A 25,493-nucleotide genomic window follows, 5' to 3' on the forward strand; every position below is an offset into this window, starting at 1 on the left:
GCCAGAGGGCCTCTGAACCGGCCGAGGCGGGTCTCTGATCCGTCCCGGCCGTGCCCTGGGTGGGTCAGGGGGTTCGTGAGGGGGACGGGAGGCCGGGGAAGCCGTCGTCGGGGAAGCCTCCGCCGGAGCCGCCGGGCAGCTCGATCTGGTCGCCCGCGGTGAGGCCGGAGGTCACCTCGACGTACCGGTCACTACGCACGCCGAGCATGACCGGCCGCTCGACGCTGCGACCGCCGTCGTGGACGAGGACCGTCGCGACGCCGTCCGCTCTGGTCCGCACGGCCTGCGCTGGCACGTACACCGCGTCCCGCGCCTCGTCCAGCGTCACCTGGACGGTGGCCGTCTGCCCCAGCATGAGCCCCTTGGGCAGGCGGTCGAACGCGATCATCACCCCGTACTGCACGAGCAGGTTCGTGGTGGTCGCCACCACGTCGATATGGGCCACTTTGCCGCGATACGTCATGCCGGGCCGGGTGGCCAGGGAGATCGTCGCGATCTGTCCGACCTTCAGGTTGACGACGTCGGTCTGAGAGAACATGGCCTGCACCTGCAGTTCGTCAAGGTTCCCGAGCGTGATGAACGACGAGCCGGCCGTGGCGGGCGTCCCCGTGGCGCCGGACACCGTCAAGATCGTCCCCTTCGCGGGAGCCTTGATCTTCACCCCGGCGAGCGCGTCCTCGGCCTGTCGCAGGGCCGTCTCGGCCTTGGCGACGTTCGCCTCGGCCTCCGCCACCGTGGTCACCGCCTGCCCGCCCTGGCCGCCGCTCCGGCCGCTTTGGCCGGCCTGGCCTGCGCGTCCTCCCCGGCCGCCCTGCCCGCCCTGGCCGTTCCCGCCGCGGCCGTCCTGGCCGCCCTGGCCCTGAGGGCTCTGGTCGGGCCCGCCGTTCTGGCCGTTGGGGGTTCCGCAGGTGGGTGAGGGGTGCGCCGTCGGCGCCGGGCTCTGATGCGGAGCGGGGCTCGATCCGACCGGAGCCGGAACGACGGGGACGACGGTCCCGGTCGGCCCGGCCGTGGGCCGGATGGTGTGCTCGGGGGTGGGTTCGGCCGTGGGCCGGGTGGTGTGCTCGGGGGTGGGATCGACCGTGGGCTCGGCCGTGGGGGGCGTCGTGGGCTCTGCCGGGCGGGTCGTGTGCGTGCTGGAAGGTGAGGCGACGGGGGTGGGAGAAGCGGACGGCCTGGGGCTATGGGTTCCGCCGCGTCCGGAGCCGCTGGTCGCGCCGGTCCTGCGGTCGGGGGTGTCACCGCGCCTCGGAGTGGCGGAGGCGGACGGTCGCGGCGAGTGCGCACCGGCCGTCCGCTTCCGCGTCGCCGGCGCCTTCGGAGTCGGCTTCGCCGTGGTCATGGCGGTCGTCTTCGGCTTCGCTGTGGCCGTCGCCTTCGGCGTGGCCGTCGTACCTGCCGATGGCGTCGGACTCGGTGTCGGACTCGGCGTGGGCGTCGGGCTGGGGGTCGGTGTGGCCTCGGAGCCGGAGCCCTGGGACCGCTGCCCTGGGGAGTCGGAGGCCGGTGATCGCTCGCTTGCGGAGTCGGCGGGATCGCCGCCGGCCGCGGGGGCCTCGCGGCCGGTCGGACCGGTCTCGTGGCCGGCGCCGGGTGCGTGGCCGCTCGAGTAGGAGGCCCGGAGCACCTCCGCCGCCGCTGCCAGCCTGGCCGCGTTCGGGGTGATGGTGAAGCCGACGCTGGGGATGGCGCTGGGCTCGGGGGTGCCCGGCCTCGGCGATCCCGAGGGATGCGGTCCCGGGGTCGTGGGGCACGACGTCGGTGTGGCCGGTGCGCCGGTCGGCTTGCCCGAGGGCTGCCCGGTCGGCTTGCCCGAGGGCTGCCCGGTCGGCTTGCCCGAGGGCTGCCCGGTCGGCTTGCCCGAAGGTTGTCCGGTCGGCTTGCCCGAGGGTTCGGCCGACGGGGTGCCCGAGGGTTGTCCGGACGGTTTCGCCGTGGGCCGTCCGGAGGGCTGCGCTGTGGGCTCGCCTGAAGGCTGGGCCGAGGGGCGGCCGGTGGGGGAAGTGGGGCGGGGGACACGGCCGGAGGACCCCGAGCCGCCCGAGCCTCCGAAAGCGCCGGTGCCGCCTGAGCCGGTGGATGCGGCGTTCCCGGCCTCTTCGAGCTTGTCGCGCGTCTCCTCGGCGGCGGCGAGGGACGCCTTGGCGGCCGTGTAGTCCTCCTGGGCGATCGTGTCGTCGATGCGCGCGAGAACCTGCCCCTTCTTGACCTTCTGCCCGACCGTCACGTACACCTTTTCCACCGTGCCGTCGGCGCCGAAGGCCAGGTCGCGGATGTGGGCGTCCACGGTGTCGCCCGCCGCCGAGGCGCCGCTCACGATCGTGCCCCGCTTGGCCGACGCCAGCTCGACGCGGGCGCCCGCGGAGGTGTCCGCGTCTCCGAGGTAGACCAGCCCGACGGCCGCCAGGACGATCCCGGCGAGGGCGAGTCCCCCGACGCGCACGGCGGTTGGCGGAGTGCTCGATCTCATGCGGCCAATCCTGGTCACCGGACGTCATCCCAAGCTCAGGCGGGCCTGAGAGTTTCCTGTGTATCGGCGCTCGCGCGGACCGAGCTGAGCTGCGGTTTCATGCCCGAGCCGCCGCCTGCCGGGGCATCGGCGGCGTGCGGGGCGCAAGGACGTCCCCGGCTTTTCAGCAAACCTTCAGGGATGACGGAGGTTGGCCCAAGCGGCGTGGTCCAGGCTCGGTGGTCGTGAAGCTGTCGACGAAGCGCAGAGCGCTGATCGTGAACGGCGCCCTCGGGGTGCTGTTGCTGGGAGGCGCCGGCGTGGCGTACGCCTCCCTGAACGGGGGCTCCTCCGCCGAGGTTGCGCCTTCGACCACGCCGGTCACCCGTGGCACCGTCCTGTCGTCGGTGTCGGCCTCCGGCGCGGTGGAGAGCGCCAGGACCCGGTCGCTGAGCTTCGGCTCGAGCGGCACGGTCCAGAAGATCTACGTCGAGAACGGCGACAAGGTCACCAAGGGGCAGATCCTCGCCCGCGTCGACGACACGGCGGCCGAGGAGAGTCTGGACGCCGCCGCGGCGAGCCTCGACGCGGCGAAGGACGGCGACACCTCCACCGCGTCGGGCTACTCGCAGTACGTCCAGGCCAGGAACGCCTACCGGGACGCCAAGCGGACGCTCGACGGCACGGTGCTGAAGGCGCCGTTCAGCGGCACGATCACCGCCGTCAACGGGACGGTCGGCGGCTCCTCCTCCGGTTCGGGGAGCTCGTCGTCCACGGGCACTTCCAGCGGCTCCGCCTCCTCCGGCGGGTCGTCGGGCTCGCGGGGGACGGGCTCGTCCGGCGGCGGCTCCACGTCTTCCAGCGGCTCCTCGAGCTCAGGGTCCTCCGGCGGTTTCATCGAGATCGCCGACACCAAGAGGCTCCAGGTCGTCGGCGACTTCACCGAGTCGGACGTGACCAAGCTGAAGATCGGCCTGTCCGCGACGGTGACGTTCGACGCCCTGCCCGGCGTGACGGCCTCCGGCAAGGTGACCCTGATCGATCCGGTGGCGCAGACCAGCAACAACGTGGTCCAGTACTCCGCCACCGTCTCCCTCACCGACGTGCCGAAGACCGTGCGGCTCGGCCAGACGACGACCGTGCAGGTCATCGTCGCGAAGGCGGACGACGCGCTGACCGTCCCCAGCTCGGCGGTCAGGACCGCGGGCGGCCAGAACACGGTCACCGTCCTTTCCGGCGGCAAGCAGGTCACCAAGACCGTCGAGGTCGGGGTGAAGGGGGACACGCTCACCGAGATCAAGTCCGGGCTGGCCGAGGGAGACCAGGTGGTGCGGACCTCGGCGGGCGGCACAGGCGGCCTGCAAGGAGGCTTCCCGGGCGGGGGCTTCCCCGGCGGTGGCGGCGCCGTCCGCCTCGGCGGTGGCCGGTGACCGCCTGGGAGGGCGCCGGCCGGGAGGACGACCGGCCGGTGACCGCCTGGGAGAGCGCCGGCCCGCGAGACGATCGGCCGGTGACCCGCTGGGACGGCGACGGCCCGCAGGACGGACGGCCGTCTCACGCGGCGGCCGGCGTGCCGGTCCAGCGCGGAGCCGGCCGCACACCTCCGGTCCTGGACGTGCGGCAGGTCACGAAGGTCTACGGCGAGGGGGACGCCAGCGTCCAGGCACTGCGCGGCATCTCGATCACCGTCGAGCGCGGCGACCATGTGGCGATCATGGGCGCGTCCGGCTCCGGCAAGTCGACGCTGATGAACATCCTGGGCTGCCTGGACGTGCCGAGCGGCGGCAGCTACCTCATCGACGGCACGGACGTCGGAGCGCTCGACGATCGGCAGCAGGCGATCCTGCGCAACCGGAAGATCGGCTTCGTGTTCCAGTCGTTCAACCTCATCCCCCGCATGACGGCGCTGGCGAACGTGGAGCTGCCCCTGGCGTACGGAGGGGTCGGGGCGGGCGACCGCCGCCGGCGGGCCCTCGCGGCGCTGGACCAGGTGGGGCTGTCCGACCGCGTCCACCACGAGCCGAACGAGCTGTCGGGCGGCCAGCAGCAGCGGGTCGCCGTGGCCCGCGCCCTGGTCACCGCGCCGTCGCTGCTGCTGGCCGACGAGCCGACCGGCAACCTCGACACCAAGTCGACGGCCGACGTGCTCGCCATCCTCGACCGGCTGAGCGACGCCGGGCGCACGATCGTCGTGATCACGCACGAGGACGACGTGGCCACGCACGCCAAGCGGATCATCCGCCTGGTGGACGGCATGGTCGTCGAGGACCACCGCCAGGCGCCCGTCGACGGCCCGCCGCCCCGGCTGGCCTCCCAGGTGGTGAGGGACCGATGAACGCCCTGGAAGTCCTGCGCTTCGCCGTTCGCGGCCTGACGGCCAACAAGATGCGCAGCGCCCTGACCACGCTCGGCATCCTGATCGGTGTGGCGGCGGTCATCATGCTGGTCGCGGTGGGCGAGGGCTCCTCGCAGACGATCCAGCAGAACATCCAGCGGCTCGGCTCCAACACCCTCACCGTGATGCAGTCCTTCACCGGCGGAGGCGGAGGCGGAGGCGGAGGCGGCGGAGGAGCGCGCGGCGGAGGTGGCGGTGGCGGCGGCGGGTTCTTCGCCCTCGGCGGGGGCGGACGGAACCAGCAGCAGGCCGCCACGGGCCCCCGCACGCAGGCCAAGGAACTGACCCTGGAGGACGCCAAGGCGATGGCCGACCCGGCGGGCGCCCCCTCGGTCAAGAGCGTGTCCCCCGTCGTCACCGCCTCGGCGCAGACGGCGACGTACGAGGGGGCGAGCCATTCGATCGCGCAGCTCGTCGGCACCTATCCGAGCTACTTCGAGGCGTCGAACAAGCCGGTGGCCAAGGGGTCGTACTTCTTCAACGACGACGTGCTGAGCGCCCGGAAGATCATCGTCATCGGGCAGACCGTGGCGGACGCCCTGTTCGGCGCCGTGGACCCGATCGGCAAGCAGATCACCATCAGCGGCGTGCCGTTCACCGTGGTAGGCGTGCTCAAGGAGGCCGGGTCGGCCGGCTTCCAGGACGCCGACGACGTGGCGATCGCGCCGCTGCCGGCCGTGCAGCAGAGCCTCACCGGGTTCGGCGCGCTCGGCCAGGTCATCGTCCAGGCCAAGAGCGCCACCGCGGTCGACGCCGCCCAGACGGAGATCACCCAGATCCTCGACCAGCGGCACGGCATCACCGGCACGGCCACCGCCGACTACCGGATCCTCAACCAGGCGACGCTCCAGGAGACGGTCAGCGCCGCGACCGGCACGTTCACCGTGCTGCTCGGCGCGGTCGCCGCCATCAGCCTGCTGGTCGGCGGCATCGGCATCACCAACATCATGCTCGTGACCGTCACCGAGCGGACCCGGGAGATCGGCATCCGCAAGGCCATCGGCGCGCCGCGCGGCGCGATCCTCGGCCAGTTCCTCGCCGAGGCCACGATGCTCAGCCTGATCGGCGGCCTGCTGGGCGTCGCCATCGCGCTGATCGGCACCAGGTTCACGATCGCCGGTGTGCAGCCGGTCGTCGTGCCGGCGTCGATCGTGCTGGCGCTCGGCGTCTCGGTCGCGATCGGCCTGTTCTTCGGCAGCTACCCGGCGAACCGGGCGGCGAAGCTGCGTCCCATCGAAGCGCTGCGGCACGAGTGACGTACGGCCGTCGCACAAGGAGTGATCATGAGTTCGAGCAGGCGCAAGCCGTACGTGACGGAGGAACCGGTGACGGCGCACGAGCTGCTGGAGACCTCGCCGTTCGAGAATGACCTGGACGCCGAACTCGCGGCCCGGCCCGAGCGGCGCCGGACGTCCAAGCTGACCATGGTCCTCGCCGGGGCCGTGCTCCTGGTCGCGGGCGTGGTCGTGGGCATCCAGCTGCAGAAGTTCTGGGGCGTCGCGAACACCCGCCAGGCCGCGCTCCAGGGACTCCTGGCAGGCGCCGGCGACGGGCAGCGGGCCGGCGGCGGGCGGTTCGGGCCTCCCGGCGCGGGCCAGGGTCAAGGCCAGGGTCCAGGTCAAGGCCAGGGACAGGGCCGGGGAGCGGGGCAGGGCGGCGCGTTCGCCAACGTCACCGTCGGCACGATCAAGCTCGTCGACGGCGGCAAGATCTACCTGGAGACCGCGGGAGGCGGCATCGTCACCGTCAGGACCTCGGGTGACACCAAGGTCCAGGTCAGCAAGGAAGGCAAGGTCAAGGACCTCAAGCCCGGCAGCACCATCGTCGTCCAGGGGCAGCGGGGCAGCGACGGCTCCGTCACCGCGACCTCGGTCAACCAGGGCGGCGGGGCAGGAGGGTTCGGCGGTGGGAGGCCGTGATGCCCGGTGAGGCGAAGCTGCTGATCGTGGACGATGAGCCGAACATCCGCGAACTGCTGTCGGCGACGCTGCGCTATGCCGGGTTCGACGTCACGACCGCCGCGGACGGGCGCGAGGCGGTCCAGCTCGTCGAGCGCGTCCGCCCCGATCTGGTGGTGCTCGACGTGATGCTGCCCGACATGGACGGTTTCGCGGTGGCGCAGCGGCTGCGCGCGGGCGGCAGGCGCACTCCGGTGCTCTTCCTCACCGCCCGCGACGAGACCGAGCACAAACTGACCGGCCTGGGGCTCGGCGACGACTACGTGACCAAGCCGTTCAGCCTGGAGGAGGTGCTGGCCAGGATCCGGGCGGTGCTCCGCCGCACCAGAGGGGACCTGGACCTGCCCACGCGCCTGCAGGTGGCGGACCTGGAGCTCGACGAGGAGGGCCGCCAGGTCTGGCGTGCCGGCGGCCGGGTGAAGCTGTCGCCCACGGAGTACAAGCTGCTGCACTACTTCATGGTCAACGCCGGGCGCGTGCTGTCCAAGGCGCAGATCCTCGACCACGTCTGGAACTACGACTTCGGCGGGGACCGGAACGTGGTCGAGTCCTACGTCTCCTACCTGCGACGCAAGATCGACACGGTGGAGCCCCGGCTCATCCACACGCTCCGAGGGGTGGGTTACGTCCTCCGCGCGCCCCGTCAGTGACCGCCGCCCGCTCCGGGTGGCGCGGCGGTGGGTGGCGCGCTCGCCGCTGTGGCTGCGCCTGGTCGCGGGGACGCTCGTGCTGGTCACCCTCGCCATCGCGCTGACCGGCGTGGTCGCCGTCCAGTTGCTGCGCGGCTACCTCGTCGACCGGGTCGACCAGCAGCTCGTCGTCGCCGGAGTGGTACGACGAGACCTCGCCGCTTCACCGGCCCTTCAGCCGCAGGCGCGCGATCTGTCCCGCCCGCCCAAGCAGTTCGGCCTGTTCTACATGGCGGTGCTCCGGCCGGACGGCACCGTCGAGCGCACCCTCCATGAGCCCCCCGGAACCACTCCGCCCGTCCTGCCGGCGGGCAGGCTCGGCGCGGCGGCCTCCGCGAGGCCCCGCCCGTTCACCGTCGAGTCGGGTTCGGGGACGCGCTGGCGGGCGATCGTGGTGGCGTACGGCGGACCCGTCCGCGTGATCGCCGTCCGCATGGACGACATCGACGCCACCGTGACCCGCCTCGCCGTCATCGTGGCGAGCGTGGGCGGCGGCGTGCTGGTCGTCCTCGGCTTCGCCGGCCACTGGCTCGTCCGGCGAAGCCTGCGCCCGCTGGGCGTGATCGAACGGACCGCGGGAGCCATCGCCGGGGGAGACCTGTCCCGCCGCGTGCCGCTGCCGCACCGCGGCACGGAGATGGGACGACTCGGCAGGGCCATCAACGGCATGCTCGCCCAGATCGAGGCGGCCTTCGAGGACCGCGAGGCCTCCGAGATCGCGGCGCGCAAGTCGGCCTTCGACGCGCGCCGGTCGGAGGACCGCATGCGCAGGTTCGTCGCCGACGCCTCCCACGAGCTGCGCACCCCGCTGACGTCCATCCGGGGGTTCGCCGAGCTGTACCGCCACGAGACGCCGAACCTTGAGGAGGCGGCCAGACTGCTGCGCAGGATCGAGGACGAGGCCACCCGCATGGGCCTTCTCGTGGACGACCTGCTGCTGCTGGCCCGGCTGGACCAGCGGCGCCCGCTCGAACGGCAGCCGGTCGACGTGCTCAGCGTGGCCGCCGGGGCCGTGCTGGACGCCCGGACGCTCGCCCCCGACCGCGAGATCGACCTGGTGAGGCTGGACGACTCCGACGGGACGGTCACCGTGAACGGCGACGAGGCGAGGCTGCGCCAGGTGGTCGCCAACCTGGTCGGCAACGTGCTCCGGCACACTCCGGCCGGCACTCCCTTCCACGTCGCCGTGGGCCACCTCGACGGGCATGCCGTCATCGAGGTGGCCGACCGGGGGCCGGGGCTGCCGCTCCAGGACGCCGAGCGGGTGTTCGAGCGCTTCTACCGGGCCGACCCTTCCCGTACACGGGACGGAACGGGCGGCACCGGGCTCGGGCTGTCGATCGCCGCCGCCCTCGTCCAGGCCCACGGAGGCGCGATCACCCTCGACAGCGAACCCGGGCACGGCGCCACCTTCCGCGTAGCGCTCCCCTCCGAACCCTGACCGTCCGTCCTGCGCCGGAGGCGGGCGGCACGCTTGACCGTCCCGTGCCAGAGGCGGGCGGCACGCCCCGGCGGTTGACAGGGGAAATTCAGCTTGGTCCCACCTGACGCTGAGTTTGGTGTCCTTCCATGGAAGCGCCAAAGTCCCTCGGTCTCCCGATGGAGTTCACTTCGTGATTGCGTTGCCCCGTGCTCTTGGCGTCGCTGCCATGGCCACCGTCCTGCTGGCATCCGGCTGTGGGTCCGGCTCCACCACGACCGCGGCTCAGCCGACTCCGGGCCGTTTCGGTGGCGGAGCCGCCGCGTTCGCCGAGTGCATGCGCAAGAACGGCGTGAACATGCCGACAGGCCGCCCTGGAGGCGCACCCACGGCTCAGCCGGGCGGATCCCCGTCAACTCGGCCGAGCAGGGGACCGGGGGGCTTCGGCACCATGTCACCCGAGATGCGCAAGGCCTTCGAGGCGTGCCGCTCGGTGATGCCCCAAGGCCGTCGCGGCCAGGGCGACCGGTCCGGAGGCTTCGACCCTTCGGCGCTGGAGGCGTTCCGCTCGTGCATGAAGGACAACGGGGCCGACCTTCCGGCCAACAGCGGCATCCGCCGGCTCAAGACCGAGGACCCGGCCATCGCCAAGGCCCTCCAGAAATGCCGCCCCCTCCTCCCCACCCAGCCCCCCGCCCCCACCCCACCCGCAGGCTAGCGCCGCATACTGGTGGCTTAAGGTTCCGTCCCTACCAGCGCTTTCGGACGATCTGGTCGATCGCCGCCATGAGTTCGACATCCTCGGTGAGGGGAGGGTTGTCCGCGTCGCCGCAGCAGGCGGGCTTGGGCCGGGTACGGCCCGCGCCATGACCGGAACGGTCCGGCAGCCCGAAGGCCTCTTCCAGGAAGACGTAAGGATCGCTGCGGTTGTCGTGCTTGTCGAGGATCAGGAAGGCGATGGTGTCGGCTTCGGGAAGCTCATCACCAGCCGCCGGCTCTCAGGGAGTCGCACCACACAGAACCGGGGCCAGGCACACCCGGGCCTGACAGGCGGTGGTGTGCGGCGGCGCATCCACGCTGCGCGGTGTCCCGATAGACCCGCACGAACGCTTCTTTGACGCGTTGTGGCGTGCTGGAGTCGCGGACGGTGACGTCGATCTGCTTGGCCACCATGACATGGAAGCGGGCCGCCCCGGGGGATTCGCCTGTACGACGGGCGCGTCGGGTCATGATCGGAGCAGATCCTCCAGATCGGCTTCGCTGTAATCCACGAAGTCGTTGGTCTCGGCCAGCGTGTCCTGCGCCCTTTGCAGCAGATCGCGGTCACGAAGCGCATCGATGACTTTGGTCAGCCTGCGTCCGGGTTCGTCCTCGCCCATCTCGCGGAGCACCACCAGGACTCTGGCGATCGAGGTGGCAGAGACGCGCGCGACTCCACCGCCTGGGATCGCTTCCAATACGCCGTGGGCGATCCACGAGCGGACTGTGGGGATCGTCACCCCGAGAAGTCCTGCCGCAGTGGACAAGCGCACCGCAGACGGGTGAGGTCCACGATCGTGCCGTTGGGCCATGCGTCGGATCGCCGCATGCAGACCACGGTCAGTGGTCCGCCGCTGGGCCAGCAACAGGAGATCGGTGAGGTCCTCTACTGCGAGCCGTGCTTGCTCGTCGTGTACGGCCATGCCTTCACCATACCCATCTTCTTTCAATAATCAGCGATCGGTTGAAAGTTCGGCCCGGTCCCGGGGTTCTGGGCAGGGGGGTGGGGCTGATCCTGGACTGCTGGGTGGGCGCGGTGTTCACCTGGTCGTCGTTCGTGGGGATACCTTGGCCGCGCTGGGGCATGACCGGTCGTATGGCAGGGAACAACGGACTGCTCGCGGCCCTTTCGAGCCTGCGGGCTCAGCTCGACCGCGATCTGTTCCCCCTCGCGATCGGTGACGTCGCCGCACATCGCCGCGCTCTCAAGGAGCTGCGGGGGCAGCTCGACGACTACCTGCTGCCACGCGTCGCCGCCATGGACGCTCCGTTGCTGACCGTGGTCGGCGGCTCGACGGGAGCGGGCAAGTCGACGCTGGTCAACTCGCTGGCCGGCGCCGACGTCACCGAGCCGGGGGTGCTGCGCCCGACGACGCTCGCGCCCACGCTCGTCGTGAGCCCCGCGGACGAGGCGTGGTTCACCAGGCAGAGCGTGCTGCCCGGCCTGGCCAGGACGACCGGAACGGGACGCGGCGAGCCCGGCACCTTGCGCATCGTCACCGCCGGCACCCTGCCCGCCGGGCTGGCGCTGCTGGACGCTCCCGACATCGACTCGGTGGTCACCGCCAACCGCGAGATCGCGGCCCAGCTTCTCGCCGCCGCCGACCTGTGGCTGTTCGTCACCACCGCCGCCCGTTACGCCGACGAGGTCCCCTGGGGGTTCCTGCGCAGCGCCAGGGAGCGGAGCACGGCCCTGGCGGTGGTGCTCGACCGCGTGCCTCCGGAGGCGCTCGCGCCGGTCGCCGCCCACCTGACCCGCCTGCTGGACGCCAACGGCCTCGGCGACACGCCGCTGTTCAGCGTCCCGGAGGTCGTGCTGCCCGAGGAGAACGCCCGCCTGCCCGAGGAGGCCGTACGCGACGTGCGCGGCTGGCTGGCCGCGATCGCGGCCGACGCCCAGTCGCGGGCGCAGGTCGTGCGAAGGACGCTGTCCGGAGCGCTGGACAGCGTGACCACCCGCGTCCCCGCCCTCGCCGACCAGGCCGACCGGCAGCGGGCCGGGCTCGCCGATCTGCGGCTGTCGGTGGAGTCGGCGTACGGGGCGGCGATGGCCACCTTCGACGACGGCATACGCGACGGCTCCCTGCTGCGCGGCGAGGTGCTCACCCGCTGGCAGGACTTCATCGGCACCGGTGACCTGATGCGCTCGCTGGAGTCGCGCATCGGCTGGCTGCGCGAGCGCATCGTCGCCGCGTTCATGGGCACGCCGCCGCCGGACACCCGGCTGCGGGTCGCCCTGGAGAGCGGAGTGGAGTCGCTGATCCGTTCCGCGGCGGACGCCGCCGCCGAGCGGGCGCTCGAAGCATGGTCGGGCATGCCCGCGGGCCGCGACGTCATCGAGCGCGCCGGCGCGGTCTCGGCGGGGCGTCTCGGCCGCGCGTCCTCCACCCTGCCCGATCGCGCCGCGTCCGCCGTCCGCGCCTGGCAGGCGTACGTGCTGGAGCTGGTCGCCAAGGAGGGTGCCGAGAAGCGCACCACCGCGCGGCTCGCCTCCTTCAGCCTCAATGGTCTCGGCCTGCTGCTCATGCTCATGGTCTTCGCGTCCACCGGAGGGCTGACCGGCATCGAGGTCGGCATCGCCGGAGGCACCAGCGTGCTCAGCCAGAAACTGCTGGAGGCGGTGTTCGGCGACCAGGCCGTGCGCACCCTCACCCAGGCGGCGCGCGAAGATCTCCGCAAACGGGTGGGCGTCCTGCTGGACGCCGACTCCGCGCGGTTCACCTCGCTCCTCGAAGGGGTCGAACTCCCCGAACAGGTCTCCGCCGATCTCCGGCGCGCGGCGCAGGCGGTGCGCGACCACCGCGGCGAGATCTCCGACCGCTCCCTTGGAGACGCCGACGCCGGTTCCACGGGTGAGGCCGACGCCGCTTCCGTCGCCCGAGGCCCCGACCGGCCTCCCGCGGACGCCCCGCCCACTCCCGCGGACGCCCCGCGGACTCCCGCGGACGCGCCACAGCCCCCCATGGACGCCCGGCAGGCGCCCGTGGACGCTCCTCGGGCTCCGGCGGACGCTCCGCAGACGCCCGTCGACGCCCCGCGGACTCCTGCTGACGTGCCGCCGCCGGCTTCGGTGGAGCGGCCGTGAAGGTGCTGAGGCGGACCAAGAGCGCGCCGCTGGACGACCGGCTCGCCGCGCTGGCCGAGGCGGCGGACCTGGCGGGCGGACGGCTGGAAGCGGCGGCGATCGCGCAGGTCACCGACGTGCTGGCCCGCGCGGGAACGCGCAGGAAGCTCTCGGTGGACCACACCGTCGTCGCGCTCGCCGGAGCCACGGGCAGCGGGAAGTCGTCGCTGTTCAACGCGCTCTCCGGCACCTCGCTCGCCAAGGTCGGTGTCACCCGCCCGACCACGTCGAAGGCGCAGGCCGCGATGTGGGAGTCCGAAGGCGCCGGGCCGCTGCTCGACTGGCTGGAGATCCCGCGCCGCCACTCGGTCGACGGGGCCGAGGCGGCGGACGGCACGCTGTCCGGCCTGATCCTGCTCGACCTGCCGGACCACGACTCGATCGAGGCCGCCCACCGGCTGGAGGTGGACCGCCTGGTATCCGTGGTCGACCTGCTGGTATGGGTGCTCGACCCGCAGAAGTACGCCGACGCGGCCGTCCACGAGCGCTACCTCCGCCCTCTCCAGCGGCACCACGACGTCATGATGATCGTGCTGAACCAGTCCGACCGCCTGTCCCCGCCGGCGGCCGACCGCTGCATGCACGACCTGCGGCGGCTGCTGGCCGAGGACGGGCTGTCCGGCATACCGGTGGTCGCGACCTCGGTGCGGGAGGGCAGGGGCATCGCCGAGCTGCGGTCGGCGCTGGCGAAACGGGTCGCGGACCGGCGCGCCTGGGCGGCACGGCTGGAGGCGGACGTCGAGCGGGCCGCCGACCTGCTCGCCGCCGCGTCGTCCGGCGCCCTGACCTCGGCCGTGTCCATGGGCGCGGCCTCGCCGGACGCCCTGGCCGCCGCCGCGCCGATGGGCGTGACGGGCGCCGTCTCGTCGGGAGCCCCGGCGCCGATCGCGCCACCCGGGGAGCCGGAGAAGTGGGCGGAGGCGTCCCGTGCGCTGGAACGGCGCGCCGAGGCCGCGGAGAAGGGCTTGCCAGAGGGGCTCTCCAGGCCGCTGACCGCCGCGCTCGCGGAGGCCGCCGGGGTGCCCACCGTGGTGGAGGCGGTCAGGAAGGCCCACCGGCACCGGGCGATCGCGGCCACCGGCTGGCCGGTCACCCGATGGCTGCGCCGGCTGCGGCCCGACCCTCTGCGCCGCCTGCATCTGGGCGGCGCGACGGCGGGCGCCGCAGGGCGTACGTCCATCCCGGCGGCCACGGGCGTGCAGCGGTCGCGCATGGAGACCGCGATCAGGGACGTGGGCTCGGCCGCGTCGGCCGACCTGCCCGAGCCGTGGGCGGTGGCCGTGCGAGGCGCCGCCCGATCACGGTCGGAGGAGCTGGCGGAGGCCCTGGACCGCGCGGTGTCGGTCACGGCCACGGGCGCGGGCAGGCGACCCCGGTGGTGGCGGGCGGTGGGCCTGCTCCAGTGGCTGGTGTTCGCCGCCATGCTCGCCGGGGCCGCGTGGCTGTCCGCGCTGTTCGTCGTGGACTATCTCAGGTTCCCCGAGGTGCCCACCCCGACGCTCGACACCGTGCCCTGGCCCACCGTGCTCCTGGTGGGCGGCGTGCTCGCCGGGCTGCTGATCGCTCTGCTGTCCCGCGCGGCGGCCGCCCTGGGCGGCGCGCGCAGAGCGCGCAAGGCGCGGCGTGCGCTGTGGGGCAGCGTCCACGAGGTCGGCCGCGAGCTGGTGCTCGACCCGGTGCGCGACGAGCTGCGCGACGCCCGCCGCTTCGCCGAACTCCTCACCATCGCCCGCGGCTGACCGAGCCGCGGCTCTCGTCGGAGAAACCTCGGGTCGCGGCTCGGGTGGTCAGGTGGAGCTGTTGGGGTGGGGGTGGGCCGCCGGCTCGGGGGCCGCGGGCTGGGTGAGGGGATCGGGGAGCGCGGAGCCGGAGGTGATGCCGCGGGGACCGGACTCCTCGGCGTCGGCGATGGCCGCCTCCGCGGCCCTCTGGGCCTTCTGGGCCTCGTCCTGGGCAGCGGTCTTGCCCTCGGTCACCTCGCGGGTCTTGGGAGACCGGGGCAGCGACTCGGTGAACGCCTTGGACACCCCCTGCAGCGCCGAGGTGACCTCGCTCGGGATCACCCAGAAGGTGTTGCCCTGGCCCTGGGCGAGCTGCGGGAGGACCTGAAGGTACTGGTAGGCGAGCAGTTGCGGGTCGGGGTCGTTGCGGTGCACGGCCTGGAACACCTCGTCGATGGCCTGCGACTGGCCTTCGGCCTTGAGGATGGCGGCGGTGCGGTCGCCCTCGGCGCGCAGGATCGCGCTCTGCTTCTCGCCCTCGGCCGTGAGGATCTGCGACTGGCGGAAGCCCTCGGCGGTCAGGATGGCGGCGCGCTTGTCCCGCTCGGCGCGCATCTGCTTCTCCATCGCCTCCTTGATCGACCTCGGCGGGTCGATGGCCTTGATCTCCACCCGGTTCACCCGGATGCCCCACTTGCCGGTGGCCTCGTCCAGCACGCCGCGCAGCTGGCTGTTGATGGTGTCGCGGGAGGTGAGGGTCTTCTCCAGGTCCATGCCGCCGACGACGTTGCGCAGGGTCGTGACCGTGAGCTGCTCGACGCCCTGGATGAAGTTCGCGATCTCGTACGCGGCGGCGCGGGGGTCGGTGACCTGGAAGTACAGCACCGTGTCGATGTCGACGACGAGGTTGTCCTCGGTGATGACCGGCTGCGGCTTGAAGGAGACCACCTGCTCGCGCAGGTCGATGAGCGGCCGGACGCGATCGACGTAGGGGATCACGAAGTTCAGCCCTGGCCCGAGAGTGCGCGAGTAACGGCCGAGGCGTTCGACGTTCCCCGCCCTGGCCTGCGGGACGATGCGGACCGATCGCAGGACGGTGAACACGGCCAGCAGGACGATGAGTATTCCGGCGATCAAAGCGGCGTCCATGCTTACTCCCGGGGATAGACGAGCGCGGTAGCGCCCTCGATTTCGATCACGTCCACCGTCGCGCCCGCCGGGATCACCAGCGTTTCGTCATAGGCGCGGGCCGACCACTCCTCCCCGCCGATGCGCACCCGGCCGTTCATCCCTGTGACCTCTCGGGTGACGTAGGCGGGCTTGCCGACCAGCGCGGACACGCCGAAGCGCTGGACCGGCGGCTGCTTGATGTGGCGTTGGGCGATGGGACGAAGGAGGACCAGGCCGGAGATCGAGGAGAGGATGAACACCGCGAGCTGAATGCCGGTCGGCAGGCCGATCGCCGCGACGGCGGCGGTCAGCAGGGCGGCCGCACCGAGGAGCCCCAAAGCCGCGGTGAGGGTGAACAGCTCGGCCGCCCCCAGCACCGCCGCCAATATCAACCAGAAGATCCATGAGTCCATAGCCCCGGCCCTCCTATGAATGAGAACGCGATCCGGGCTCCGGTGGTTCCTGGATTCCCAAGGTAGCCCGGATTATCAGGGCCTGGCGTGACAAAAGAGTCACGGTGCGCGGCGGCCCAGGCGTTCAGGCGGGGGTGGGCAGGACGGTGCCCGTCACCTCGCCGAGGGCGATGAGCGTTCCGCCCGGTCCAGGGGCCGTGGCCGTGATCGTCACGGTGTCGCCGTCCTCCAGGAAGGCCCGGGACTGCCCGTCGGACAGCTTGACCGGCTCGGCGCCGTTCCAGGTGATCTCGATCAGCGATCCGCGCCGCGACGGCTCGTCCCCCGAGACGGTGCCGCTCGCGTACAGGTCGCCGGTGCGCAGCGATGCGCCGTTGACGGTCATGTGGGCGAGCATCTGGTCCGGCGTCCAGTACATGTCGCGGTACGGCGGGCTCGACACCTGGTCGCCGTTCAGCATGATCTCCATGCTGACGTCCAGGCCCCACGGCTCGTGCCTGCGCAGGTAGTCCAGCGGCGCGGGGTCCTGCTCGCGGCCGGGGACGCGCGCGTCCTCAAGGGCCTCCAGCGGCGTCACCCAGGGGGAGATCGACGTGGCGAACGACTTGCCGAGGAACGGCCCGAGCGGGACGTACTCCCAGGCCTGGATGTCGCGGGCGCTCCAGTCGTTGACCAGCGTCACCCCGAACACGTGGTCGGCGAAGTCGCCCGCGCTCTCGCCCAGACGCGTCGGCGTCCCGACGATGAACCCGAGCTCGGCCTCGATGTCCAGCTTGGCGGTGGGGGCGAGCACGGGCTCGTCGCCCGGCGCGGCGACCCGCTGGCCGCGCGGACGGGTGATCGGGGTGCCGGACACCACGACGGTGCCCGACCGGCCGTGGTACCCGACCGGCAGGCGCCGCCAGTTGGGCTTGAGCGGCTCGTCCCCGGGCCGGAACATGCGGCCCACGTTGGCGGCGTGCTCCAGCGAACAGTAGAAGTCGACGTAGTCGCCGATCTCGACCGGCAGGTGGAGGCGCACCTGGCGCAGCGGGATGAGGTGCGACTCGAGGGCCGCCCGGTTGGCCGACACCTCCTTGGCGTCCGCGGCCAGCAGCCGCTGGAGCAGGCGCCGGGTGTCCCGCCACGCCGTCCGTCCCCTGGCGAGGAAGCCGTTGAGGCTGCCGGTGGCGAACACCTCGTCGTGCAGCACGGGCGCGAGATCGAGGACGTGGTCCCCGATGCGCACCCCGGCGCGCGCCGGCTCCCCGGGACGGGAGAACACCCCGTAGGGCAGGTTGGCGACGGTGTACAGGGTCGCGTCGGCGCCCGGCACCCAGGTGGGGGTCACAATGTCCTCCCTGACGATCGGGGTCCGCCTGCGGTTCGTCGTGGCCAGCCCGAGCTCGCGCAGGTCCTCTGTGGGCACGCTGGTGGCGCAGGAGCCGTAGGAGACGAACAGCTCTCTGGCCCGGTTCGCCACCTCGGAGGATGTGGCGCGGGCCAGCGCGACCAGTTCGGCCTTGTCCATGCTCTCCAGCACGGGCACCGGGTCACGGCCCTGGACGGCCGCGCAAACGGCGAGCACCAGGTTGAGGAACCCGTGCCGGTACACGCCGAGGCTCGGGTCCGGGTGCCGGACGGCGTGGTGCAGGCCGGCGGTGGCCTTGAACGGCGTGCCCTCCTCGACGCAGGTGCGGATGAACGCCCCGAGCTCGTGCGAGGAGGGGAACTTGTCGGCCGTGGTGCCTCCGCAGCGCACCTTCAGCCCCACCCCGGCCGGCACCTGGTGCAGCCCGGTCGGAGTGACCTCGACGAACAGCCGTACCCCCGGGCCCGGCGGCCGGAGGCGTCCGGCGAGCGCGGCGACGGTGGAGCCGGAGGGCAGCGGGGTCTCGAACCAGTCCACCTCGATCGCCGGATCGCCGGCCGCGAGGGCGGCGATGTCCGGCGAGACCGGCGTGTCGACGATGACGCCCACCCGGACCGGGCGGGTCAGCGAGGCGCGCAGCTCCGCGAGACGGCTCGCCGGGCAGAGCAGGCGGTGGGTGAGCATGGGGTCGCCCGCGTCCTGATCGGCGTAGTGGCGGGCGAGCGCCCGCGACATGGGCAGCATCGTCGGAGGGAAGAGCCCCGCGTCGTCGACGAGGGCGCGGAAAAGCGTCTCCACCGCGCTGGTCACCGGGCCCACGTCCAGGCGTAGCCGGGGTCCTCGCAGGCGAGCGCGGCGTCGCCGAGGTCGAGCGGCCGGAAGGTGTCGACCATGACGGCCAGCTCGCTGGTGACCTTGTTGCCCTGCCGCATCGCCTCGACGGCGGCCTCGACCGCGCCCGGCTGCGGGCCGTGGGTGAAGCCGGCCGGGTGCAGGGAGATGGATCCGACGTCGATGCCCGAGCCCTTGCGGGCGGTGTAGTCGCCGCCGGCGTAGAACATGAACTCGTCGGAGTCGACGTTGTGGTGGTTGTACGGAATCGGCACGGCCTCCGGATGGAAGTCCAGCGGGCGCGGGCAGAACGAGCAGACCACGAAGCCCGGCCCTTCGAAGGTCTGGTGGACCGGCGGCGGTGCGTGGGTGCGCTTCACGACCGGCTCGAAATCGGCGATGTTGAAGGCGTACGGGTACAGGCAGCCGTCCCAGCCGACCACGTCGAACGGATGGTGGGCGTAGGTCAGCCGGGTCAGGCCGCCCCGGGTGCGGACCAGCACCGGCGTCTCGGCGTCCTCGACGATCAGCGGCTCGGCGGGCGAGCGCAGGTCGCGCTCGCAGTAGGGCGCGTGTTCGAGGAACTGGCCGTACTGCGACAGGTAGCGCTTGGGCGGCCGGATGTGCCCCGCGGCCTCGATGGCCAGCGCCCGCACCGTCGTGCCGTCCAGCGGCACCCAGCGGTGGATGGTGCCGGTGGGGATCACGACGTAGTCGCCCTCGCCGGCCTCGATCGCCCCGTAGGTGGACTCGAACCGCACCCGCCCGCTCGCGATGTAGACGCACTCGTCGCCCTTGGAGTCGCGGTACAGGTCACTGGGCTGGTCGGCGGCGGCGTACGACATGCGGACGTCGGCGTTGCCGGCCAGCGGCTGCCGCCCGGTGACCAGGTCTCCGCCGGTGGGCAGGCTCTGGGTGCGGAAATGGCGCGGTGACAGGGGGAGATTGGGGGACAGCGTGGTGCGGACCATGTCCGGCACGGCCTCCGCCTTGACGATGGCGGTCGGCAGATGGCGGTGGTAGAGCAGCGAGGAGTCGGAGGAGAAGCCTTCCTCGCCCATCAGTTCCTCCGCGTACAACCCGCCGTCAGGCTTGCGGAACTGGATGTGACGTTTGCGCGGCACCTCGCCGACGGTGCGGTAGTACGGCATCGCCCCTCCTGGTGTACGCATATCGGACGCATATGTCCTCTATACGTACGACGATCCGCCATCCCCAGACCGATGTCAACCTGACCACGCCACTGACACCGCAGGGTAAGAGCCTCACAGCGGCACGCTTCGCCAGGTGGCGTCCTGCGCCATGGCGGACAGCTGCGCGGCGTCCCGTCCTGGGGAGATGCCGAAGGCCTTGCGGTACTCGCGGCTGAACTGCGACGGGCTCTCGTAACCGACGAAATACCCGATCTCCCCTACGTTCGCGGGCCGGGTCATGAGCATGGTCCGGGCCGCCTGCAGACGGATCTGTTTCTGGAACTGCACCGGCGTCATCGACGTCGCAGCGCGGAAGTGCCGGTGAAATGACGACACGCTCATATCGCAGAGCCCTGCCAGATCCGCGATGACGAACTGCTCCTGGTAGTGGTCGCGGATCCAGCGGATCGCCCGGGAGATGTGCGCGAGACTGCCGTTGGCGAGGCCGATCTGCCGGACGAGCGCGCCCTGATCGCCGGAGATCAGCCACCAGAGGATCTCCCGCTGATACCCGGGCGCGAGCACTCGCAGGTCGTCCGGCCGGTCCGCGACGCGCAGCAGACGTACGACGGGATCGAGCAACTCCGGTGTGGCGTCGCTCACCGCCATCCCGGTGAACGCCGGAGGTCTGCCGGCCGCGGTCGTCTCCAGCAACAGCGGCGCGATGGCCGCCGGACGCAAGGTCATGCTGAAGATGACGAACGGCTTGTCCGGGTCGGCCTCCAGGGCCTGGCCGATCACCGGGAGGTCGACCGACACGACGAGGTACTGGCCGGCACGGTAGTCGTACGGGACGCCGTTCAGCACCGTGCGTTTGACGCCCTGCGCGACGATCGCGAGCGACGGCCCGGAGATCGCGGCGACCGGGGGCGTCGGCCGGTCCACGGACGCGATGGTCACCCCGCCCCTGATCGTCCTGCGGTCGTCACCGGCGGTGTGCCGCATGATCAGCCGCCGCATCTCGTCGAGCGCCTCCATGTCCGCCAGCCAACCACCCCCCGCGCCGGGCGATGTGACCGCACCCCGGCACACCGGCCGTAGGAGGTGACCGCACACAGGTACGCCGGCCGTGCGAGGTTGACAGGATCGTGCAAGACGGCGGCAGGATCGGGCTCACGGCGCGGCGGGCCGGCGTGGTCATATGGGCAGGTCAGCAGCCCTGTGAACCAGAAGGCACGTAGGAATGAAACGCAGAACCCTCGGCGCGACCGGCATGTCCGTCAGTGAGCTCACCCTCGGCGCGATGATGTTCGGCAGCATGGGAAACCGCGACCACGACGACGCGATCCGCATCATCCACCGCGCACTCGACGCCGGCATCAACATCATCGACACCGCCGACGTCTACTCCCGTGGCGAATGCGAGGAGATCGTGGGAAAGGCCGTCAAGGGCCGCCGCGACGACCTCGTCATCGCCACGAAGTTCGGGTTGCCGATGGGCGAGGACCCCAATCAGCGAGGCGGCTCCCGGCGGTGGATCGTCCGCGCGGTCGAAGACAGCCTGCGCCGCCTGGACACCGACCACATCGACCTCTACCAGATGCACCGCCCCGACCACGAGACGGACATCGGCGAGACGCTGTCGGCCCTGACCGACCTCGTCCGCGCCGGGAAGATCCGGGCGTTCGGTTCCTCCATGATCCCCGCGGAACTGATCACCGAGGCGCAGTGGACGGCACAGCGCACCGGGACCCACCGATTCCTGACCGAGCAGTCGATGTACTCCGTGTTCACCCGCAAGCCCGAGGGCGCCGTGTTCCCGACCGCCCAGCGCCACGGGCTCGGCGTCCTCACCTTCGGCCCCCTCAACGGCGGGTGGCTCTCCGACCGCGCCGACCTCGCGACCGGCCACCGGGCCACGTTCCAGCCGTCCAACTACGACCCGACGACGCCGGCCGGCCGGCTCAAGGCCGCCGCGCTCAAAGAACTCGCCGCACTCGCCGACGAGGCCGGCATGACGCTGCCGCAACTCGCGGTCGCCTTCGCCCGCGCGCACCCCGCCGTCACGTCCGTGCTGATCGGACCGCGCACCGCCGACCAGCTCGACGGCCTCCTGCCCGGCGCCGACGTCGACCTGACCGACGACATCCTTGACCGCATCGACGCCATCGTCCCCCCGGGAACCGACCTCAACCCCGAGGACAACTACGACACCACACCCCCCGCCCTCCACCACCCCCACCTCCGCCGCCGCCAGGCCTGATCAGTCGTACGGACGGAGGTCGTGCGGCAGCAACCGGGACGCCTACCCGGCTGAATACGTTCAGAGCCTTGCGGTTCGGGGGTACGTGGACCCCGGCTGGCTGGTGATCTACGGGCCCTACTCCCGGCGCTTCTACGCCATCGCCCGCATCGCCGAGGTCACCGAGCCGCTGGTGGACGCGAGGAGCGCCGACGAGCTCCGCCTCCTCATGCGCCAGTCTGAGGCGCGCCAGTCCGAGCCGGGGTGGTCCGAGCTGCGCCAGTCCGAGTTGCGGCAGTCCGACCTGGGTCGGTCTGAGGTGCGGCAGTCCGAGCTGGGTCGGTCCGAGGGGCGCCAGTCTGAGGTGCGGCAGGTCGAGTTGCGTTGGTCTGAGATGGGGCGGTCCGAAACGGGTGTGCAAGAAGCGGGCGCGCACGAAGAAGGAGGATAGGTTCCCGAGTGCCCTGGGGCGTCACCGCCCGAGACCGGCACGGTCGGTGGCGAGGGTCAGGATGGTGGGTATGACTACGTTGGACGAGTTCGCCGCGCTGGCGGCGAAGGAACAGGGCCTGGTCGTCGTCTCGGCACTGCGGGCGGACGGCACGATCCAGGCGTCGCTGGTCAACGCGGGCGTGCTGCCCCACCCGCTCACCCGTATTCCGGTGCTCGGGTTCGTCACCTACGGAAGGGTGAAGCTGGCCAACCTGCGGGCACGCCCTCAGGTGACCGTGACGGCCCGGTCCGGCTGGTCCTGGGCCACCGCCGAGGGCACGGCCGGGCTCATAGGGCCCGATGATCCGGTTTCCGGCGTCGACGGCGAGAGGCTGCGGCTGCTGCGGCGTGAGGTGTTCACCGCGGCGGGCGGCAGTCACGAGGACTGGGACGAGTACGACCGGGTCATGGCCGAGCAACGACGCACGGTCGTCCTGCTCGACCCGACCCGGATCTACAGCAACTGACCGAGGCGGAGTCCGGCGGAGCTGCTCGGCCCGGGCGAACGGGATGCGGGGATGGGGTTACAGGTGAGCCCGGTCAGCGGGTGTGCAGTGCCTCGGGGTGGGCTGCGAAGTAGTCCGCGATCGACGCGGGTGTGCGGCCGGTGAGGCGTTCGACGGCGTGCGTGGTCACGTCGAACCAGCCTTCGCGCTTGTACGTCCCCAAGCCAGTCCAGCCCTGGACGTACATCTCGGGGAGTCCGCGTTCGGACAGAGTCGCGGCCAGCTCGGCGTCCGAGACCTGCTCGCAGCGGACCGGACGGCCGGTGACCTGGGCGAGCGCGTCGGCCACGTCCGTGTCCGTCACCGCCTCGGAGCCCGTGACTTCCAGGAGTTGCCCCTCGCAGCCCCCCTGGGCCAGTACGGCCGCGGCCACGGCGGCGCTGTCGTCGCGGGTGATGTGCCCCACCCGGCCGTCACCGGAATTGCTGGGCAGCACGCCGGTGGCGACGGCGAGGGCGGGTACGCCGACGAGGTTCCACATCTCCGGCCACTGGTTGAACCGCAGCGCCGTGAACGTCAGCCCCGACTCGGCCAACAGTCGCTCGGTCTCCTTGTGGTTCTGGATGAGCGCCTGCGGCTGGCCCGGCTCGCCCGCCCTGGCGAACGACGTGTAGATCACGTGACCCACGCCGGCCTTGGCCGCCGCCTCGATGGCGTTGACGTGCCCGCGAGGCGCACCGCTGAACGAGCCCATACTGATCATCAGCAGCCGCTCCGCCCCCTCGAACGCGCTGGGCAGACTCGCCGCATCGTCGAAATCCGCGTAGCGGGCGGCCACGCCGAGGTCGGCGACGGCATCAGGGGTGCGGGACAACGCCACCACGCGGGCGGCGTCCACCCGCTGGAGAAGGTGCTCGACGGTGAGGCGTCCGAGCCGGCCGGACGCTCCGCTTACCACGATCACGACAAATCCTCCTTGAACGTCGAGGTGCGTACCCTGATCCTTGGCCGGCAGGGACAAGGTCCGAAAGAAGGCACATCTATGTCCACTGACACCATCACCGTCCCCGTCACGGTGGCCGATCATCAGAACTGCCCCGCGACCAGCGTCTTGCGCCGAGTGGGCGACAAGTGGAGCGTCGTGATCCTTTCGGTCCTGGGGCACGGAGCGCACGGCTTCAACGAACTGGACCGATCCGTGGAGGGTCTCAGCCGCCGCATGCTCACCCGCACGCTGCGCGGTCTCGAAGAGGACGGGCTGATCAGCCGCACGCACCACCCGAGTGTGCCGCCACGTGTCGACTACGCGCTCACCGATCTGGGCCGTTCCTTCCTGGAGCCGGTGCGCGCCCTGGGCCTATGGGCCCTCGCGCACCGGTCCGATCTCGAAGCCGCGCACACCCGGAACAGATAGGTCGCAGCGATATCGCCCCGACTCACCCACCTTGATCACCTACCTTCGCCCGGTGCGGCTCTACCGGGTACGGCGGCGGCAGGCTGATCGTCACGGTGGCCGTGGTGGACGACCCCGGTGCGAGTGCGGCGGGTGTTGTATGAATCAGATGATCGACGAACCGCTGGAACGACTGCGCGCCGCCGTCCGGCGCACCCGTGAACTGGCCCTGAATCGGGCGAGCACCGGCCTGGGCCACCAGGACGCCGACGACGACGTGGGCACGATCGGCACGGACGGCGCCCTCGGGTTCGACCCGTTCCCTCTGCTCGAAGCCCTCCATCGCAACGGTGTCCGGGGCGTGGTGATCGGGCAGGTCGCCGGCATCATGCATGGATCCACCGAGCTGACCGGCGATCTGGATCTGCTCTGGGATGGCGCCCCGGCTCACGCCCCAGCTTTGGCGGCGGCCTTCACCTCAGTCAACGCCCAACTGATCGACGACAAGGGCGATCCCGTGGCGATGCACCCGCACTCTTTTCTCCGCCCCAAAGTGCAGTTCACCTCACCTGGAGCCGGCGGCGACTGCTGCACTCCGGCGCTCCCTTGGGGCGACCTTCGAGCCCGAGAGTTCCTCGAGCGAGCGATCACCGCGGTCGATCCGGGAGGCCTGGAAGTTCACTACGTCTCTCGTGAAGACCTGATCCGGATGCGCCGCGCCATAGGCCGCCCCAAGGACCTCCGGCGAGCGGACGAACTGGACTCCTTCGCCTCGGCGCGCCTGGCCAGGCTGGACGGTGGGCCCCGGGATGGGCGGTGGGGAGGGGCGGGCGGCGGATAATCGGGAGGGTGGATCACAAGGGGAGTCCGGAGTCGGCGCAGACCCTGGAACGGGGGCTTCGGCTGCTTCGGCTGCTCGCCGACGGCCATCGCGCCCGTACCCCGACCGAACTGGCCCAGGAGCTCGGGCTGAGCCGTCCGATCGTCTACCGGCTGCTCACCACCCTGCAGAACGAGGGCTTCGCCCGCAGGGACGCCGAGGGGCGGGCGCATCTCGGCTTCGGCGTCCTGGTGCTGGCGCGGGCCGTCCAGCCCTTGCTGCGGGCCGCCGCCCTGCCCGCGCTGCGCCGGCTCGCCGAGGACGCGGGGGCCACCGCCCACCTGACGGTCGCGGAGGGCGACGAAGGGCTCGCCATCGCCGTGGTCGAGCCGACCTGGACGGACATGCACGTGGCCTACCGCGAGGGCGCCCGCCACCAGCTCTCGCGCGGCGCCGCCGGTCTGGCGATCCTGGCCCAGCGCGAGGGCCGCACCGACTACACCGTCACCGAGGGGCAGCTCCAGGAGGGGGCGCGGGGGATCGCCGCTCCGCTGCCTGGCCTGCCGTGGCTGGAGGCGTCGGTCGGCGTCGTCACGTTCGGCGCGCTCGACGCGGCCAACCTCGGCCCTCGCGTGGTCGCCGCCGCCGTGGAGCTCGGAACCGCCCTCGCCTGACCGCTGCCGTGCG

Annotated in this window: 23 protein-coding genes; 15 read left to right on the forward strand and 8 right to left on the reverse strand. The window is 71.8% G+C overall.

Annotated features, from left to right (window positions below):
• Positions 1–64: 64 nt before the first annotated feature.
• A complete protein-coding gene (locus tag ACFO60_RS30920; RefSeq protein WP_380847293.1) occupies positions 65–2,470 on the reverse strand; it encodes an efflux RND transporter periplasmic adaptor subunit in 2,406 nt (801 codons plus the stop codon).
• A gap of 224 nt (positions 2,471–2,694) precedes the next feature.
• Between ACFO60_RS30920 and ACFO60_RS30925 the strand changes: the two genes are divergently transcribed.
• The 7 genes from ACFO60_RS30925 to ACFO60_RS30955 all read left to right on the forward strand — a co-directional run bounded on the left by ACFO60_RS30925 (position 2,695) and on the right by ACFO60_RS30955 (position 9,629).
• A complete protein-coding gene (locus ACFO60_RS30925) occupies positions 2,695–3,879 on the forward strand; it encodes an efflux RND transporter periplasmic adaptor subunit (protein ID WP_380847296.1) in 1,185 nt (394 codons plus the stop codon).
• Positions 3,880–4,019: 140 nt separating this feature from the next.
• The gene (locus tag ACFO60_RS30930; protein ID WP_380847573.1) at positions 4,020–4,784 is read left to right on the forward strand and encodes an ABC transporter ATP-binding protein; all 765 of its coding nucleotides are present in this window, start codon (positions 4,020–4,022) and stop codon (positions 4,782–4,784) included.
• Positions 4,781–6,100: an ABC transporter permease gene (locus ACFO60_RS30935; RefSeq protein WP_380847299.1), complete on the forward strand. Its 1,320-nt coding sequence runs from the start codon at positions 4,781–4,783 to the stop codon at positions 6,098–6,100. The genes ACFO60_RS30930 and ACFO60_RS30935 overlap by 4 nt, the downstream gene beginning before the upstream one ends.
• 27 nt (positions 6,101–6,127) lie before the next feature.
• Positions 6,128–6,763 (forward strand): hypothetical protein, encoded by a 636-nt coding sequence (locus ACFO60_RS30940; protein ID WP_380847302.1) that lies wholly within the window; start codon positions 6,128–6,130, stop codon positions 6,761–6,763.
• Positions 6,763–7,452: a response regulator transcription factor gene (locus tag ACFO60_RS30945; RefSeq protein WP_380847305.1), complete on the forward strand. Its 690-nt coding sequence runs from the start codon at positions 6,763–6,765 to the stop codon at positions 7,450–7,452. Before ACFO60_RS30940 ends, ACFO60_RS30945 begins: the two co-directional genes overlap by 1 nt.
• 31 nt (positions 7,453–7,483) lie before the next feature.
• On the forward strand, positions 7,484–8,932 hold the full coding sequence (locus tag ACFO60_RS30950) for a sensor histidine kinase (RefSeq protein ID WP_380847308.1): 1,449 nt from the start codon (positions 7,484–7,486) through the stop codon (positions 8,930–8,932).
• Positions 8,933–9,374: 442 nt separating this feature from the next.
• Positions 9,375–9,629 (forward strand): hypothetical protein, encoded by a 255-nt coding sequence (locus ACFO60_RS30955; RefSeq protein ID WP_380847311.1) that lies wholly within the window; start codon positions 9,375–9,377, stop codon positions 9,627–9,629.
• 508 nt (positions 9,630–10,137) lie between these two features.
• Here the strand turns inward: ACFO60_RS30955 and ACFO60_RS30960 are convergent.
• Positions 10,138–10,593 carry a hypothetical protein gene (locus tag ACFO60_RS30960; protein WP_380847314.1) on the reverse strand — a complete coding sequence of 152 codons (456 nt, stop codon included), beginning with the start codon at positions 10,591–10,593 and terminating at the stop codon, positions 10,138–10,140.
• A gap of 41 nt (positions 10,594–10,634) precedes the next feature.
• Between ACFO60_RS30960 and ACFO60_RS30965 the strand changes: the two genes are divergently transcribed.
• Together ACFO60_RS30965 and ACFO60_RS30970 are read left to right on the forward strand one after the other, a co-directional pair.
• A complete protein-coding gene (locus ACFO60_RS30965; protein ID WP_380847317.1) occupies positions 10,635–12,755 on the forward strand; it encodes a GTPase family protein in 2,121 nt (706 codons plus the stop codon).
• Positions 12,752–14,533 (forward strand): GTPase, encoded by a 1,782-nt coding sequence (locus ACFO60_RS30970; RefSeq protein ID WP_380847320.1) that lies wholly within the window; start codon positions 12,752–12,754, stop codon positions 14,531–14,533. The genes ACFO60_RS30965 and ACFO60_RS30970 overlap by 4 nt, the downstream gene beginning before the upstream one ends.
• Positions 14,534–14,581: 48 nt before the next feature.
• Here ACFO60_RS30970 and ACFO60_RS30975 read toward each other — a convergent pair whose 3' ends face one another.
• The 5 genes from ACFO60_RS30975 to ACFO60_RS30995 form a co-directional block, all read right to left on the reverse strand.
• Positions 14,582–15,664 carry an SPFH domain-containing protein gene (locus ACFO60_RS30975; RefSeq protein WP_380847323.1) on the reverse strand — a complete coding sequence of 361 codons (1,083 nt, stop codon included), beginning with the start codon at positions 15,662–15,664 and terminating at the stop codon, positions 14,582–14,584.
• 2 nt (positions 15,665–15,666) lie between these two features.
• Positions 15,667–16,098, reverse strand: coding sequence for an NfeD family protein (locus ACFO60_RS30980; RefSeq protein ID WP_380847326.1), 432 nt, complete (start codon positions 16,096–16,098; stop codon positions 15,667–15,669).
• 124 nt (positions 16,099–16,222) lie between these two features.
• Complete coding sequence (fahA, locus tag ACFO60_RS30985) at positions 16,223–17,428, reverse strand: fumarylacetoacetase (protein ID WP_380847576.1); 1,206 nt, start codon at positions 17,426–17,428, stop codon at positions 16,223–16,225.
• A gap of 827 nt (positions 17,429–18,255) precedes the next feature.
• The gene (locus tag ACFO60_RS30990) at positions 18,256–19,431 is read right to left on the reverse strand and encodes a homogentisate 1,2-dioxygenase (protein ID WP_380847329.1); all 1,176 of its coding nucleotides are present in this window, start codon (positions 19,429–19,431) and stop codon (positions 18,256–18,258) included.
• A 114-nt stretch (positions 19,432–19,545) separates the two neighbouring features.
• Complete coding sequence (locus ACFO60_RS30995; RefSeq protein ID WP_380847332.1) at positions 19,546–20,451, reverse strand: AraC family transcriptional regulator; 906 nt, start codon at positions 20,449–20,451, stop codon at positions 19,546–19,548.
• A 205-nt stretch (positions 20,452–20,656) separates the two neighbouring features.
• On the opposite strand from ACFO60_RS30995, the gene ACFO60_RS31000 reads away from it, so the two are divergent.
• The 3 genes from ACFO60_RS31000 to ACFO60_RS31010 all read left to right on the forward strand — a co-directional run bounded on the left by ACFO60_RS31000 (position 20,657) and on the right by ACFO60_RS31010 (position 22,614).
• Positions 20,657–21,676, forward strand: a complete 1,020-nt coding sequence (locus tag ACFO60_RS31000) for an aldo/keto reductase (protein ID WP_380847335.1) — start codon at positions 20,657–20,659, stop codon at positions 21,674–21,676.
• Positions 21,677–21,779: 103 nt separating this feature from the next.
• Positions 21,780–22,106, forward strand: a complete 327-nt coding sequence (locus tag ACFO60_RS31005) for a hypothetical protein (RefSeq protein WP_380847338.1) — start codon at positions 21,780–21,782, stop codon at positions 22,104–22,106.
• Positions 22,107–22,176: 70 nt separating this feature from the next.
• Positions 22,177–22,614, forward strand: a complete 438-nt coding sequence (locus ACFO60_RS31010; protein WP_380847341.1) for a TIGR03618 family F420-dependent PPOX class oxidoreductase — start codon at positions 22,177–22,179, stop codon at positions 22,612–22,614.
• Positions 22,615–22,687: 73 nt separating this feature from the next.
• Here ACFO60_RS31010 and ACFO60_RS31015 read toward each other — a convergent pair whose 3' ends face one another.
• Positions 22,688–23,557 (reverse strand): NAD(P)H-binding protein, encoded by an 870-nt coding sequence (locus tag ACFO60_RS31015; RefSeq protein WP_380847344.1) that lies wholly within the window; start codon positions 23,555–23,557, stop codon positions 22,688–22,690.
• Between the two features lie 78 nt (positions 23,558–23,635).
• Here ACFO60_RS31015 and ACFO60_RS31020 point away from each other — a divergent pair, with 78 nt between their 5' ends.
• The 3 genes from ACFO60_RS31020 (at position 23,636) to ACFO60_RS31030 (ending at position 25,480) form a co-directional block, all read left to right on the forward strand.
• A complete protein-coding gene (locus tag ACFO60_RS31020; RefSeq protein ID WP_380847347.1) occupies positions 23,636–24,007 on the forward strand; it encodes a winged helix-turn-helix transcriptional regulator in 372 nt (123 codons plus the stop codon).
• Between the two features lie 148 nt (positions 24,008–24,155).
• Positions 24,156–24,827, forward strand: a complete 672-nt coding sequence (locus tag ACFO60_RS31025; RefSeq protein WP_380847350.1) for a hypothetical protein — start codon at positions 24,156–24,158, stop codon at positions 24,825–24,827.
• 8 nt (positions 24,828–24,835) lie between these two features.
• Positions 24,836–25,480: a helix-turn-helix domain-containing protein gene (locus tag ACFO60_RS31030; RefSeq protein WP_380847353.1), complete on the forward strand. Its 645-nt coding sequence runs from the start codon at positions 24,836–24,838 to the stop codon at positions 25,478–25,480.
• Positions 25,481–25,493 lie beyond the last annotated feature (13 nt).

Source organism: Sphaerisporangium dianthi, assembly GCF_042654065.1.
Classification (GTDB): Bacteria; Actinomycetota; Actinomycetes; order Streptosporangiales; family Streptosporangiaceae; genus Sphaerisporangium; species Sphaerisporangium dianthi.

Coding starts and splice junctions, on each gene's coding strand:
- ACFO60_RS30920 (WP_380847293.1), bottom strand. CDS start 2,470: ATGAGATCGAGCACTCCGCCAACCGCCGTGCGCGTCGGGGGACTCGCC.
- ACFO60_RS30935 (WP_380847299.1), top strand. CDS start 4,781: ATGAACGCCCTGGAAGTCCTGCGCTTCGCCGTTCGCGGCCTGACGGCC.
- ACFO60_RS30940 (WP_380847302.1), top strand. CDS start 6,128: ATGAGTTCGAGCAGGCGCAAGCCGTACGTGACGGAGGAACCGGTGACG.
- ACFO60_RS30945 (WP_380847305.1), top strand. CDS start 6,763: ATGCCCGGTGAGGCGAAGCTGCTGATCGTGGACGATGAGCCGAACATC.
- ACFO60_RS30955 (WP_380847311.1), top strand. CDS start 9,375: ATGCGCAAGGCCTTCGAGGCGTGCCGCTCGGTGATGCCCCAAGGCCGT.
- ACFO60_RS30960 (WP_380847314.1), bottom strand. CDS start 10,593: ATGGCCGTACACGACGAGCAAGCACGGCTCGCAGTAGAGGACCTCACC.
- ACFO60_RS30975 (WP_380847323.1), bottom strand. CDS start 15,664: ATGGACGCCGCTTTGATCGCCGGAATACTCATCGTCCTGCTGGCCGTG.
- ACFO60_RS30980 (WP_380847326.1), bottom strand. CDS start 16,098: ATGGACTCATGGATCTTCTGGTTGATATTGGCGGCGGTGCTGGGGGCG.
- ACFO60_RS30990 (WP_380847329.1), bottom strand. CDS start 19,431: ATGCCGTACTACCGCACCGTCGGCGAGGTGCCGCGCAAACGTCACATC.
- ACFO60_RS30995 (WP_380847332.1), bottom strand. CDS start 20,451: ATGGAGGCGCTCGACGAGATGCGGCGGCTGATCATGCGGCACACCGCC.
- ACFO60_RS31000 (WP_380847335.1), top strand. CDS start 20,657: ATGAAACGCAGAACCCTCGGCGCGACCGGCATGTCCGTCAGTGAGCTC.
- ACFO60_RS31010 (WP_380847341.1), top strand. CDS start 22,177: ATGACTACGTTGGACGAGTTCGCCGCGCTGGCGGCGAAGGAACAGGGC.
- ACFO60_RS31020 (WP_380847347.1), top strand. CDS start 23,636: ATGTCCACTGACACCATCACCGTCCCCGTCACGGTGGCCGATCATCAG.
- ACFO60_RS31025 (WP_380847350.1), top strand. CDS start 24,156: ATGATCGACGAACCGCTGGAACGACTGCGCGCCGCCGTCCGGCGCACC.